General features: G+C 72.5%; 11 protein-coding genes. 10 read left to right on the forward strand and 1 reads right to left on the reverse strand.

All coding sequences use genetic code 11. The features are described from left to right. The first annotated feature begins 5 nt into the window (after positions 1-5). The 6 genes from AB0B98_RS01885 (at position 6) to AB0B98_RS01910 (ending at position 8,141) form a co-directional block, all read left to right on the forward strand. Positions 6-2,567 carry a LuxR C-terminal-related transcriptional regulator gene (locus AB0B98_RS01885; RefSeq protein ID WP_357360054.1) on the forward strand — a complete coding sequence of 854 codons (2,562 nt, stop codon included), beginning with the start codon at positions 6-8 and terminating at the stop codon, positions 2,565-2,567. Continuing rightward, entirely contained in the window at positions 2,564-4,516 is a 1,953-nt protein-coding gene (locus AB0B98_RS01890; RefSeq protein WP_357360056.1) for a nitrate- and nitrite sensing domain-containing protein, read from the forward strand. The genes AB0B98_RS01885 and AB0B98_RS01890 overlap by 4 nt, the downstream gene beginning before the upstream one ends. Further along, positions 4,513-4,962 carry a roadblock/LC7 domain-containing protein gene (locus AB0B98_RS01895; RefSeq protein WP_145795838.1) on the forward strand — a complete coding sequence of 150 codons (450 nt, stop codon included), beginning with the start codon at positions 4,513-4,515 and terminating at the stop codon, positions 4,960-4,962. Before AB0B98_RS01890 ends, AB0B98_RS01895 begins: the two co-directional genes overlap by 4 nt. Continuing rightward, positions 4,940-5,320 (forward strand): DUF742 domain-containing protein, encoded by a 381-nt coding sequence (locus AB0B98_RS01900; RefSeq protein WP_124773772.1) that lies wholly within the window; start codon positions 4,940-4,942, stop codon positions 5,318-5,320. The genes AB0B98_RS01895 and AB0B98_RS01900 overlap by 23 nt, the downstream gene beginning before the upstream one ends. Before the next feature lie 26 nt (positions 5,321-5,346). Beyond that, positions 5,347-6,132, forward strand: coding sequence for a cellulose binding domain-containing protein (locus AB0B98_RS01905; protein WP_357360561.1), 786 nt, complete (start codon positions 5,347-5,349; stop codon positions 6,130-6,132). 101 nt (positions 6,133-6,233) lie between these two features. Further along, the gene (locus tag AB0B98_RS01910; RefSeq protein WP_357360058.1) at positions 6,234-8,141 is read left to right on the forward strand and encodes a glycerophosphodiester phosphodiesterase family protein; all 1,908 of its coding nucleotides are present in this window, start codon (positions 6,234-6,236) and stop codon (positions 8,139-8,141) included. A gap of 51 nt (positions 8,142-8,192) precedes the next feature. On the opposite strand, the gene AB0B98_RS01915 is transcribed toward AB0B98_RS01910, so the two are convergent. Continuing rightward, positions 8,193-8,789, reverse strand: a complete 597-nt coding sequence (locus tag AB0B98_RS01915; RefSeq protein ID WP_238667693.1) for a hypothetical protein — start codon at positions 8,787-8,789, stop codon at positions 8,193-8,195. A 303-nt stretch (positions 8,790-9,092) separates the two neighbouring features. Between AB0B98_RS01915 and AB0B98_RS01920 the strand changes: the two genes are divergently transcribed. The 4 genes from AB0B98_RS01920 (at position 9,093) to AB0B98_RS01935 (ending at position 13,045) form a co-directional block, all read left to right on the forward strand. After that, positions 9,093-9,422 (forward strand): STAS domain-containing protein, encoded by a 330-nt coding sequence (locus AB0B98_RS01920; RefSeq protein ID WP_357360061.1) that lies wholly within the window; start codon positions 9,093-9,095, stop codon positions 9,420-9,422. 125 nt (positions 9,423-9,547) lie between these two features. Continuing rightward, the gene (locus AB0B98_RS01925; RefSeq protein WP_238668138.1) at positions 9,548-9,928 is read left to right on the forward strand and encodes a YccF domain-containing protein; all 381 of its coding nucleotides are present in this window, start codon (positions 9,548-9,550) and stop codon (positions 9,926-9,928) included. A 142-nt stretch (positions 9,929-10,070) separates the two neighbouring features. Then, a complete protein-coding gene (helR, locus tag AB0B98_RS01930) occupies positions 10,071-12,218 on the forward strand; it encodes an RNA polymerase recycling motor ATPase HelR (protein ID WP_357360064.1) in 2,148 nt (715 codons plus the stop codon). Between the two features lie 59 nt (positions 12,219-12,277). Then, positions 12,278-13,045 (forward strand): hypothetical protein, encoded by a 768-nt coding sequence (locus tag AB0B98_RS01935; RefSeq protein ID WP_357360066.1) that lies wholly within the window; start codon positions 12,278-12,280, stop codon positions 13,043-13,045. Positions 13,046-13,088 lie beyond the last annotated feature (43 nt).

The following is a 13,088-nucleotide window of genomic DNA, read 5'->3' on the forward strand; positions in this document are numbered from 1 at the left end:
CCCCGATGATCATGAATGACCTCGCCGCACCAGGGTTGACCCTGGACAAGGGGTTGCAGGCGCTACTGGACACTGTCGCGCAGGATCCGACCGGCCCCCTCGCCGTCGGCGTCGCCGGCCCGGCCGGTCACGGAAAGACCGCGCTCCTCGCCGAGCTGGAACGCATTCACCAGCGTGCCGGGATCGCCGTCCGCACCGCCGCCCCGGAGCCGGATGAGCAGGTCGACCCCGACACCGTGCTGCTGGTCGACGACGCGCACCTGCTCGACGACGCACGGACCGAAGCGCTGCTGCGTCTCGTCGCGGGCCGGCGACACCGGGTGGTGGTCGCCCACCGCCCGTGGCCCCGGTCAGCGGCGTTCAGTGAGCTGGTCGACGCCCTGCGACGCGACGGGCAGGCCGTGCTACTCACGCCGTTCACCCGGGAGCAGACCGCCGCCCACCTCGCCACCACACCCGAGCTGGGCCGCCCCGCCGACCTGGTCGACTTCGTCCACACGCAGACCGCCGGCGTGCCCCGGGACGTGGAACGGCTGGCCCGTGGCCTGGCCGGGGCGGAGACCCGGGCCGGCACTGTGGACCCACCCCGCTCCGTCATCCTCGAATTCGGGCCGGACCTGGACGTTCAGCCAGCCGCGGTACGACGGCTGCTGCTCGCTGTCGCGGCCGGCGGGGCGCTGCCGGTGAGCATGCTCGGCGCGCTGCTGGGCCGGGACCCGGCCGGAGTGGACGAACTGATCGCCACGACAAGGGCGGCCGGGCTGCTCGGCGCTGACGGCCGGCTCGCACCGATCGTCCGGCGGGCCGTCGCGACACTCAGCCCCACCACCGAGCGGACAGCGGTCTGGCGGCGGCTCACCGAGTTGCAGCTCGCCAGAGGTGGCGCGGTGCTGCCGTTGGTCCGATCCCTGCTCGCGGTCGGCGCGCTCGGCGACTGCCCGGCCGCGACCCTGGCCGCCGCGGCGGACGAGGCGCTGGCCGACGAGCCGGCGTTCGCCGCCGAGCTGTTCGCGGCGGCCACGGCTGCCGGACAGGCGCCCAACGCGCGGCAGGCGCTCGCCGCCGCGCTCGCCGGTGACCTCGACGACGCGCTTCGGCTGGCGGACCGACTCCTGGCCACTGCCGCTCCCCCGGAGCGCTCCGAGGCGGCGGTGGTCGCCGCCACCGCCCTGGCCCACCGTGGTCACGCCGGCCGCAGCGTCGAGCTGTTCCGGTGGTCGGGCACCGCCTCGGCGGCGGCGTTCGCCATCGTCGGCGGGCTGGCCACCGGAGACCCGGCCGCCAGCACCGAGTCACCGGCCGGTGACCCGGCGGGCGAACCCCCGACACTGCACGCCAGCGCCGCCCGACTGATGGCCAACGGTGTACGGGAGAGCGTGACCGGCTCGCCGACCGCCGCGCTCTCCGCGCTCGTGCAGGCTGCCGCACTGCTGGAGCCGGACGGCCGGGCGGCGCTGCTGCCGGACAGCCCGGCGGCCCTCGCGGCGTTGACGGCTGTGCACTGCGGTGAGCTGGAAATCGCCGAGCGGGTGCTGCACCGTGCCCTGGGCGCCGGTGTCGGCGGCCCGCTGATGGCCCGCCGCCACCGGCTGTTGCAGGCCTGGATCCTGATGGTCCGTGGCGAGATCCACGCCGCCGGCGAGCGGCTCGCCACTGTGACGCTCGACGGGCGGCCACTGGAGTCACGCGACCAGCTCTTCGCCGCCGCGATCCGGATGGGCATCGGACGGCGCAACAGTGACCTCGGGGCGCTCAAGCGGGGTTGGGGGCAGGCGCTGGAGGCCGTGGTGCGGCACCCCGTCGACCTGTTCACCCTGCTGCCGCTGGGTGAGCTGGCCATCGCCGGCGCGCGGCTGGGTGACCTGGCCCGACTGGAGCCGTACCTGCACCAGGGGCGTGCGCTGCTCGACCGCCTCGGCAACCCGCCCCTGTGGAGTGTGCCGCTGCACTGGAGCGGGCTGCACGCCGCCATCCTGACCGGCGTGCCGACGATCGCCGACGAACACGTCACGGCGTTGCTCGCCGTCGCTGGTCACAGTCGGTACGCGGCAGTGGTCGCCGCCGCCGCGGAGAGCTGGGTGGAGGTGCTGCGGGGGGACGTCGACCCGACCCGGGTGGAGGCCGCCGCGCGCGGGCTGCACGACACCGGGTTGTGCTGGGACGGCGCCCGCCTCGCCGGGCAGGCCGCCATCCGCACCGCGGACCGGCGGGCGATGACCACCCTGCTGGAGTGCGCCCGAGCGTTGCAGGGACGGCCCTCCGGTGGGCAGAGCGGGCAGACACCGACGACCGGTGCGAGCACGGCACGGGTCGCCGGGCCCACGCAGCACGGTCTCAGCGACCGCGAGTACGAGGTCGCCGAGCTGGTGCTGGCCGGGTTGACCTACCGGGAGATCGGCGATCGGCTGTTCATCTCGGCCAAGACCGTCGAACACCACGTGGCGCGGATGCGTAACCGGCTCAACTGCGCCAACCGCGCCGAACTGCTGGCGCTGCTGCGCACCCTCGTCGCCGACCGGGCCAGCGACACGGCCGGGCAACCGTGGCCACAGCGGGCGACCCGATGACCCGCAACGACGTTCGGCTGATCCGGACCAGGCTGGCAGTGCTCGCCGCCGTGCTGATCACGCTCTGGTCGTACGCGGCCTACGTGTCCTGCCAGGATGCCGTCGACCTGCTGCGCGTCCGGGCACTTGCGGACACGCTGGGCCAGCCCATCGACCGCCTGGTTCTGAGCCTCCAGACGGAACGCCGGATCACCGCCGAGACGATCGCCGGGGCGGGGCAGACGACGCCCGCGCTGGTCGGGGCCCGCGAAGGCACCGACCGGGCCGCCGCCGAGATCCGCGAGTTCACCAAGGGCCGCGACCTTCGGCTGCTCAGCGCCGGCACCGTCCGCGACCGGGCCGGCGAGCTGGTCCGACGGCTCGACGGCCTGGGCACGACCCGATCCCAGGTGGACACCGGGCGGCTCGACCAGGGCGCGGCAGTCGACGGGTACGACGAGGTCATCGACGTCGCCTTCCGGGTGTACGGCCCGGAGTGGGGCGCGTACGAGAGCGGGTTGGCGGCCGACACCCGCGCGGTGATCGCGCTGGCCCGCGCCCGGGAGTTGCTCGCCCGGGAGGACACGGTGGTCAGCGCAGGCCTGACCGGCGCGCGACTCGGCGCCGACGAGCGGCGCCGGCTGACCGCACTGGTCAACATCCAGCGGTACGCGCGCACCGAGGCCGCGGTCGGGCTTGCTCCCGACGGCCAGGCCGAGCATCAGCGCCTCGCGGCCGGCCCCGAGTTCGCGGCTCTGCTCGCCCTGGAGGACCGGCTGCTGCTCCAGGCCGGCACCGCCAACGCCCTGGCCGGTCTCACCGTCCAGGACTGGAGGGCCGCGGCGGACGCCGCCCTCGGCGCGATGCAGGCACTGGTGACGAACACCGCCCGCAGCAGCGTCGAGCGGGCCACCCCCGGTGCCGCGGTGCTCATCGCGCGTACCGGGGCCGTCGTGGGGCTCGGTCTCATCGTCGTGCTGGTGCTCCTGCTGAGCTGGGCGGGCACGGTCCGACGCCTGACCGACGAACTGACAAGGACCGACGCGGACCTCCCGACGCCGATGCCGGACACGCCGGCCCCGGCCCAGGAAGAGGCGACGCCCGGGGGTGGCGCCGAGCGGGAGCTGTTCCTGGGGCTGACCCGACGCAACCAGGTCCTGTTACGCGACCAGCTCAGCCTGCTGGACGGGATGCAACGTCGGGAGCGGTCCACCGAGGAAACTGGCGAACTGTTCCAACTCGACCACCTCACCACCCGGGTCCGCCGCAACGTGGAGAAACTGATCACCCTGGCCGGCGCGACACCCGCCCGCCGCTGGCGACGCCCGGTGGCGCTGCTCGACGTGGCGCGCGGCGCGGTAGCCGAGGTGCCGGACTACCACCGGGTCCTGATCGCGCCGCACTGGCCGTGGTCGCTCGCGGGGCCGGCCGTCACTGACGTCATCCACCTGCTGGCGGAGCTGATCGAGAACGCGCTGGCCTTCTCCGGGGCGGACACCACAGTCCGGGTCAGCGGCGAACAGCGACCGCAGGGGTGTGCCGTCCTCGTCGTCGACGACGGGCCCGGCCTGGACGTCGCCGCGCTGGCCGAGGCGAACCACCTGCTCGGCAATCCGCCACCGGACGGTCCGCCCGCGGGCCGCGCCGGCTGGTACGCCGCCGCCGTCCTGGCCGGCCGCTGCGGCGCCCACGTCTCGCTGCGCCCCAGCCGGCGCGGCGGGACCGCCGCCGTCGTGCTCCTACCCTCCCGGCTGATCACGGTCACCGGCACCGGCCGCGCACCGGCCAGCGCACCACCCGGCACCCCGTACCCACCGGCCCGCACCGGCGCCGACCTGAACGACCCCAACGGCAACGGCGCGCTGCCGACGCGGGTCCGCCACCCTGGGCCGACCGGCCCGGAACACGGCAGGACCAGCCTCGACACGGTCGAGATGCCAGTCACCAGAACAGCAAGGAGACAACAATGACGTCTGCAGTGGTCACCGAGGACGGCCTGACCGACGCCCTGAACGACCTGGTCGACCGGGTGCACGGCGCGGAGTTCGCCGTGGTGCTCTCACCGGACGGGCTGCCGCTCGGCGGCTCGCGGCGGGTGGGGGCGAAGCTGGCCGAGCAGATCTCCGGCGTGGTCGCCGGCCTGATCGCGTTGGGGCTGGCCGCCACCCGGACCTGTGACGCGGGTCGGCTGCGTCAGGTCGTGGTGCAGATGTCGCGAGCGTTCCTGTTCATCGCCACCATCCCGAACGGGACCATCCTCACCGTGCGGATCGCCGGTGACGACGTCGAGGTCGGTGACATGGCGTACGAGGTGGCGCTCTTCGTGGGGCAGGCCGAGCAGCACCTGCCGATCACGCTGGGCCCGGCCTCCTCGGTGACGATCGGGGACACTGGTGCACACCAGCGGCACCACTGACGAGGCGTGGTACGACGACGACGCGGGCCCGGTCGCCCGGCCCTACACGATGACCGGGGGGCGCACCGCGCCCGCACGCGGCCAGTTCGACCTGATCTCGCTGGTCGTCGCCCGGAGGGGGGTCACGCCTCCCACATCGCTCTTCCCCGAACAGGCGCGGATCGTCGAGCTGTGTCACCATCCAGTGTCGGTTGCCGAGGTTGGTGCCGAGTTGGATCTTCCGCTGGGGACGGTCCGGGTGCTGCTCGGTGACCTGCTCGCGGCCGGGCTGATCGAGACGCACGAACCGCCGATGCTGTCGGAGCTGCCGACCGAGGATCTGCTCGAGGCGATACTCGTCGGGCTGCGCGGATTGTGACCGGGCAGGTGCCACCCGTGATCCGAATGGATCGTGGGCGGGCACCCGGCGACGAACTGAAGGAGAGACTGGCAGTGCCGGCAACACCACCCCAGCCACGCCGTACCGTGGCGATCATCCTGCTGGATCGGGTCGTGGCCCTCGTCACGGCCGCACGGCGGGTGCTCACCGGTCGGGAGGACGTCTCGCGGGCCACCTGGGTGGCCGTCGTCGCGGCGCTCGGGGTGCTGATCGCGACGTGCGTCTCCGTCGTCGGGGTGCTGCGTACGCCGGAGAAGCTGACGCCGGTGACCCTCGACCCGCCGCCGTCGGTCGGGCAGGTGGGCGCGTCGCCGTCCACCACCCCCCGCGCGCAGGCGCGACCGGCGCTCACCAGCCCGGCGGTGACCACTCCCCCGTCCGCCTCGGCCTCGTCGGTCCCACCGGTCGTCGCGTCGTCGACCCGACCCACACCGACCGGCGCTACCACCGAACCCACCCCGGCCGCCCTGGGGGCGGACTTCGCCATCACGGACAACGCCCTGCTCAGCTACGGCGCGACGGTGACGATCAGCAATCCCGGTTCGGTCCCGGCGTCGGGGTGGACGCTGGTGGTCACACTGCCCCGGGAGTCGCTGGGCATCAGCGGCGTGGAGGGGGCGCAGGCCAGCCGGGACGGTGCGGTGTGGACGTTCGTGCCGGACCCGAACACCGCTCAGGTGCCCGGCAGCGCCTCGGTCCGGGTGACGTTCCGGGTCAATGGATCGTTGACCGGTTCCGCCCCGAAGGCGTGCACTGTCGACGGGGTCGCCTGCGCCGGCCTGCCGAGCTGACCGATCCGGGACGCCCCGATCGAGCGCGGTACACCCGACGTTCCGGCGACCGCCATGCTTGATTGATCATCAGTTCGGGCGTGCTTCGTAGCGTCGCGACCATGACTGTCCTACCCGCATCACCGTCACCTCGCCGCGCCGGGGCACGCCTGGGCACCCGGGCCGCCGCCGTCACCGCCGCTCTCGCCGTCACCGGCGCTGCCGCCGCGGTCGCCGTCGCGACCTCGTCGCCCGCCACCGCGGAGCCGGGCAACGTCGTCGTCTCGGAGAACTTCTCGGCCGGGTCGCTGCCCGCCGGTTGGCACGCTGTCGACGGCACCTGGAAGGTCGAGAACGGTCGACTGTACGGAACTTCCGCCAGCTCCAGCGAGAACAACAAAATCACCTTCGGTCGGCACCTGAACGACTTCCGCCTCGAGGCGACCATGCGCTTCGAGTCGGTCTCGGCCGCCACCCGCTGGGCCTCGCTCGGCATCGACGTCCCCGCCAGTGGCGCGACCCCCTGGTGGATCGCCACCATGCGCAGCGGCACCACCGCCGCCAACGGGCTCGAATTCGCCCAGCGGACCACTGCCGACGCCTGGGTCGTGACGAACACCGCCTCCGCCCCGTCCGCCGCCGGCACCGGCCGGGACGTGCGCGTCGCCGTCGAGGTGCACGGGAACCAGGCCCGCTGGATCTTCGACGGGCGGGAGGTGATGCGGACCAGCAGCCTCCAGCGTTCCACCGACGGCGTCCAGGGGCTCCTCGTCAACGGCGCGACAGTGTCGTACGACGACGTCACGGTCACCGAGCTGGCGCCGAACGGCTATCTCCGCCCCGAGGGCAGCCCGTTCACAGTGATCGCCCACCGTGGCGCGTCCGCCGCCGCACCGGAGAACACCCTCGTCGCCCAGGAGATCGCCCGCAGGGGCGGCGCCGACTGGATCGAGAACGACGTCCAGCCGAGCAAGGACGGCATCCCGTTCATCCTGCACGACGGCACCGTCGACCGGACCACCGACGGCGCCGGCAACATCCGGGATCTGACTGCCGCGCAGATCAAGGCCCTCGACGCCGGCTCCTGGTTCGGCCCGCAGTACGTCGGCGAGCGGGTGCCCACCCTCGCGGAGCAGCTCGCTGACCTGCGGACGCGGGGTGGCAACCTGCTTGTGGAGATCAAGGGCAAGCACACCCGCGATGAGGTCGCCAGGATCATCCAGGTGATCCGGGACGAGCAGATGATGGGCCGGGTCTTCATCCAGAGCTTCGAGGTGGACGCCCTGAAGTACACCTACGAGATCGCCCCCGAGCTGCCGCTCGGTCTGCTCCGCAGCACCCTGGACGCCGATCCGGTGGCGCTCGCGAAGGAGCTGCACCTGACCGCGTACAACCCGGACGGCAACGCGCTGCTGGCCAAGCCGGAGGTCGTCGCCCCGCTGCACGCCGCCGGGGTAGCCGTGATGGCCTGGACGATGGACTCCGCCGGCCTGTGGCAGCGGCTGGAGCGGATCGGCACCGACGCGATCATCACCAACCGGGCGGCGGAGCTGGTCGGCTGGAACTCGGCGTTCGTCCAGCGGGCCTCCGCCGATCCGACCGTGCAGATCACCTCGCCGTCCGACGGGGCTCGGCTGGACCGGGCGCAGTCGCCGGTGATCGCGGTCGCCGCGACCAACGCGGACACCGTCACCGTGACGCTGGACGGTAAGAAGTCGGCCGCCGGGCGCAAGCTCGACCTGGCCAAGCTGACCGCCGGACGGCACACCATCACCACCGAGGCGACCGGGCCCGAGGGCATCGCCACCGCGACCAGCACCTTCACCGTGACGGTGAGCCAGGCTGGCCTCGGCCACCTGATCCTCACCTCGGGCGCGGACCCGGCCGCCGTCACGGCGCTGACCATCAAGCTGGCCCACGCCCAGTACGCCGAGCTGGCCACCTACGCCGACCGGCAGGCCGGCAAGCTGGTGCCGGCGGAGGTCGCCAGCGTCATCGCCGCCGACGCCCGCACCCTCGCTCTGAAGTAGCGGACTGGAAGGGTGGCGCTGGTCCGCTCGGGCCAGCGCCACCCCGAGTTTTCAGTGGGTGGAGACCGGCGACTCGGCACGCTCGCCCTGCTGTCGCACCAGCGGCAGGGCCGGGGCCAACGCCAGCGCCATGCACAGGCCGCCGATGGGAAGCAGGTCGAGGGTGACCACCGGCAGGACGATGCCGGTGAGGAGCAACGGCACACTCCACCATGGCAGCCGCCGTCGGGCCGCGAGCATCCCCGCGAGGACGAGCAGACCGAGGAAGAAGAGCTGGGGTACGACGTCGTAGAAGGCCACCTCCACGCCGGGAATGTCCTTGAATTCCGCGCCGAGCCTCGACATCTCCGCCCGGTCCTCGGCCAGCAGCCCCTCGACGATGTCCGCGCCGAACTGCACCATCGTCGCGGCGAGGCCGACAAACGTGCCGGCCACCACCCCGGTGCGCCACGGACTGCGGGGCAGCAGACGGGACAGCGCGAGCACACCCGGGACGAAGCACACCATGCCGGCGAGGGCGACCAGGTGGGCGGCCTGCCAGTCGAGCCCGGGGCCGTACACCCCGTCGGATCTTGCCCACAGCCGGACCAGGCCGTAGGCCACGATGCCGACCGGTCCGGCGATCACGTAGAGCGCAGCGCGTTTCATGTCAGCCAGCATGTGGCCGCCGACGCCGGCCGACCTCCGGGAGGTCCCCTCGGGTCGCCCTGGCTTTGGTCTCAGGTCTTCCACCGATCCACCCCGAGACCCGGGCTCAGCCGTTCGCTGATGAAGGGGGCGTGCCCCGCCCGGACCACGTGGTCGTCGGTGCCGGCCTCCCGGAATCACCCTCGGCCAGCCGCGCCCGCCAGCCGGCGGTTTGTCACACAACTGTCACAGCGCCTTGCAGTGACCGCCAACCCGGCACAGCACGGTGAGAAGGAGCCGAAGGCGAGGGAGAGGGGTACGGCAATGGCGACGCCGGTGCTGCCCGCGAGGGCCACGCTGCCGCTGGTCGAGGTTCGCGTCACCGAACTCGATCTGGCCTGTCTGCCGGAGGTGGGCGCGGTGTTCGACCGACTGCTGGCACTGCGCCCCGCACAGGTCGTGCTCGACCTGTCCGACTGCCAGCACCTCGACGCCGCCGCCATCGGCCTACTGCTCGACGTGCACCGGCGGCTGACTCGCGCCGACGCGGCCCTCACCGTCCGCGATCCGAACCCCCGGGTCCGGCGCATCCTGCACATCACCCGCGTGGATCAGGTGCTCCCGATCGCGAGCGAGGACGGACCAGCAGCATGACCGTCGTCCCGGACGAGTATCTGGTGGCCCTGATCTGCGACACCTGCGGAGAGACCAGGTGGCGGTTCCCCGCTGAGGGAACGGGGCGAGCGGACCGGGTGGCGAGCATGTTTCATGCTGGAGTAATGATTCGTTTCGTACTGAATGTGCTGTGGCTCGTCTTCGGTGGTGGCCTCGTGCTGGCCGTCGGCTACGGCATCGCCGCGCTGATCTGCTTCGTCCTGGTCATCACCATCCCGTTCGGCGTCGCGTCGCTGCGCCTCGCGGTCTACTCACTGTGGCCCTTCGGCCGCACGGTGGTGCCCAAGCCGGGCGCGGGCGTCGGGTCCGGCCTGGCGAACATCCTCTGGGTCGTGCTGGCCGGCTGGTGGCTCGCGCTCTCCCACATCCTCGCCGGCATCGCTCTCTGCATAACGATCATCGGGATCCCGTTCGGCATCGCCAACTTCAAGCTCGTACCGGCCGCCTTCTGGCCCCTCGGCCGCGAGGTCGTCGACGTGCCCTGAACACGGAAAACGGGAGGCACTCGGCCTCCCGCCACTTCTAACTTATACCGCACTGGGGGGCTTGCGGCAAGACCCCATTTATGACGCAGAATCGTCGGCCGAGACCAAATTCTGCCGAAATGGAAGTCATGAATTGGATTCCTTGCCCACCTCCGTGTTCGACCTTCCCGATCACCTCGCCGCCAAGGCCGACCCGGCGCTCATCACCCAGGACGAGCGGCACTTCACGGCCATGGCGCAGAGCCTCGCGCAGCTGAACGCCGAACTGTCCGACCGCCTGGACACCGCGCGTCGTGCGCCCGGCGGTAAGGGCCGGCAGGCCGTCGACCGCGACGACGAGGTCCGCCGGCTGACCGCCCGCCTGCGCTCGCTGAGCCGCTACGGGCTGGACCTCTGCCTCGGCCACCTGGTCGAGGCCGACCACAGTGAGCCGGTGTACGTCGGGCGTCGCGGTCTCATCGACAGCACAGGCCGTCGGCTGCTGCTCGACTGGCGCTCACCCGCCGCCGAGCCGTTCTTCGGCGCGACCCACGCCAACCCGATGGGCCTGGCGAGCCGCCGCCGCTACCGCTGGACCCGCGGCCGGATCAGCGACTACTGGGACGAGGTGTTCACAGCGGACGGGTTCGTCGGGCACGCTGTCGCGCTCGACGACCAGTCCGCCTTCATCGCCAGCCTGGGCAGCGCCCGGTCGGCGCGGATGCGCGACGTGCTCAGCACGATCCAGGCCGACCAGGACGCCATCATCCGGGCGGGCTCGGCCGGTGCCCTCGTGGTCGACGGCGGTCCGGGCACCGGTAAGACAGTCGTCGCCCTGCATCGCACCGCGTACCTGCTCTACTCCGACCCCCGCCTCGGTCAACGCCGGGGTGGGGTGCTCTTCGTGGGGCCGCACCAGCCCTACCTGGCCTACGTCGCCGATGTCCTGCCCAGCCTCGGCGAGGAGGACGTGCAGACCTGCACCCTGCGCGACCTCGTTCCCGAGGGGGCCACGGCAACCGTCGACACCGACCCGGACGTGGCCCGGCTGAAGTCCTCGGCCGAGCTGGTCACGGCGATCGACGCGGCCGTCCGGTTCTACGAGGACCCACCGACCGCCCCGATGACGGTCCCGGTCGGCGACTCCGACGTCCGCCTGAGCGCCGACGACTGGGCCGACGCGTTCCAGACGCCGGGTCCGGGCACCCCGCACAACGAGGCGCGCGAGGAGATCTGGGAGGGGTTGCTCACCATCCTCATCGACAGGTACGACGGCGAGGAGCCGGACGCCGTGCTCCGCGACTCGCTGCTGCGCAACCGGGAGCTGCGGGCGACGGTAAACAGAGCCTGGCCGTTGCTCGACGCGGCTGATCTCGTGGGTGACCTGTGGTCGGTGCCCGCGTACCTGCGCAGGTGCGCGCCGTGGCTCAGCCCGGCGGAGGCCCGCAAGCTGCAGCGCGACGAGCCCCGGGCCTGGACCGTGTCCGACCTGCCGCTGCTCGACGCGGCGCGGCAGCGGATCGGCGACGCGGAGAGGGCGGGGCGCACCCGTCGGCGTGACCCGGCCGCCGCTGTCGAACGCGAGCACATGGCCAGGGTCGTCGACGAGCTGCTCGCGGCCGACACCTACGACGACGGCGAGGGCCTGCTGGCGATGCTGCGCCAACCCGACCTGCGCGAGGTCCTGGTCGACGAGTCGGCGCTGCCGGACGCCGACCCGGACCTGCTGGCCGGCCCGTTCGCGCACATCGTCGTCGACGAGGCGCAGGAGCTGACCGACGCCCAGTGGCAGATGCTGCTGACGCGCTGCCCGTCGCGCAGCTTCACCATCGTGGGAGACCGCGCGCAGGCCCGGCACGGGTTCGCCGAGTCGTGGCAGGAACGCCTCAAGCGGGTCGGGCTCGACCGGGTCACGGTGGCCTCGTTGACCATCAACTACCGGACGCCGGCGGAGGTCATGGCGGAGGCCGAGCCCGTGATCAGGGCCGTGCTCCCCGACGCCAACGTGCCGACCTCCATCCGGGGCAACGGGCTGCCCGTCGTGCACGGATCGGTCGCCGACCTGGGTTCGATCCTGGACACCTGGTTGACAGCCCACGCCGAAGGGATCGCCTGCGTGATCGGCGACCCGACGATCCCGCCGACGTCCCGGGTCCGGTCACTGAGCCCGGAGCAGGCCAAGGGCCTCGAATTCGACCTGGTCGTCCTCGTCGACCCGCAAGCGTTCGGCACCGGCATCGAGGGGGCGGTCGACCGCTACGTCGCGATGACCCGGGCCACCCAGCAGCTCGTGCTCCTGACCAGCGGCTGAGGGTGTAACGTCGCGCTCTTCGGCCGCCGCGCCGCCGGAGTCCACGAAGGCGCATCCCCGTGACGCAACCCACGCCCCCACGGCGTCGACTCGACGCCGCCCTGGCCCATCTCGCCACCACCTACCGTGGCATGACCGCCCACCCCGACGACGGCAACTGCGAGTGCCACTGGGGCAGCGCCGAGGAACTCGCCCGACTCAAGACCCCGGACATCGAGCTGGACCCGGACCTGCTGCGCCGAACCTACTCGGCCGGGGACTGGGACTTCCCTGCGGCGATGCTGCGCCGGATCCTGCCCCAACTCGCCAGGGCGTTGGTCAGCGGCGAGTCGGAGCGTCTCGCCAGCATGGACTACGCGGGGCGGGCGTTCGCGCTCGGTCGCGGGCAGCAGTGGCCCGCCGAGCAGTCGACGGCGATCCGCGAGTTCCTGGACGCCTGGTGGGTCGTCACGCTCACCGACCCGGACGCCGAGGTGCCGGCGCACGCGGTGCTGGCCACGCTCGTCGAAGCCTCTGGCGTGCTCGACAACTGGCTCGGCGCCTGGGCGACGACGGACAGTCCGGTGGCGGACCAACGGCTCGCCGAGGCTTTCGCAGAGTGGGACTACGACCTGCTCAACGACGAACTGCCGTGGAGCACCTGGACGCTGACGGACGACGACAAGGAGGTCCTCCGCGCGGCACTCACCGCATGGCTGCTGCGGAACGCGCCGGCCCGGTTGCAGAGGATCGGCGCTGACCCGCAGATGCTGCACCGGATCAGGCTGCTCGGTCTCACCGGCCCGGCCCGCTGGGACGACCCGCACTGGCCGAGCCCTGCCTACTGACCGGGGTTCCGGCACAGGCGGCCTGGGCCAGCGGGTGCTGGAC

It is taken from the genome of Micromonospora sp. NPDC048947 (assembly GCF_040649495.1).
Taxonomy (GTDB): Bacteria; Actinomycetota; Actinomycetes; order Mycobacteriales; family Micromonosporaceae; genus Micromonospora; species Micromonospora alfalfae.

Excerpts from the sequence above, each read along its gene's own strand:
- AB0B98_RS01910 (WP_357360058.1), top strand. The coding sequence starts at position 6,234 with ATGACTGTCCTACCCGCATCACCGTCACCTCGCCGCGCCGGGGCACGC.
- AB0B98_RS01905 (WP_357360561.1), top strand. The coding sequence starts at position 5,347 with ATGGATCGTGGGCGGGCACCCGGCGACGAACTGAAGGAGAGACTGGCA.
- AB0B98_RS01920 (WP_357360061.1), top strand. The coding sequence starts at position 9,093 with ATGGCGACGCCGGTGCTGCCCGCGAGGGCCACGCTGCCGCTGGTCGAG.
- AB0B98_RS01885 (WP_357360054.1), top strand. The coding sequence starts at position 6 with ATGATCATGAATGACCTCGCCGCACCAGGGTTGACCCTGGACAAGGGG.
- AB0B98_RS01890 (WP_357360056.1), top strand. The coding sequence starts at position 2,564 with ATGACCCGCAACGACGTTCGGCTGATCCGGACCAGGCTGGCAGTGCTC.
- AB0B98_RS01895 (WP_145795838.1), top strand. The coding sequence starts at position 4,513 with ATGACGTCTGCAGTGGTCACCGAGGACGGCCTGACCGACGCCCTGAAC.
- AB0B98_RS01915 (WP_238667693.1), bottom strand. The coding sequence starts at position 8,789 with ATGAAACGCGCTGCGCTCTACGTGATCGCCGGACCGGTCGGCATCGTG.
- AB0B98_RS01925 (WP_238668138.1), top strand. The coding sequence starts at position 9,548 with ATGATTCGTTTCGTACTGAATGTGCTGTGGCTCGTCTTCGGTGGTGGC.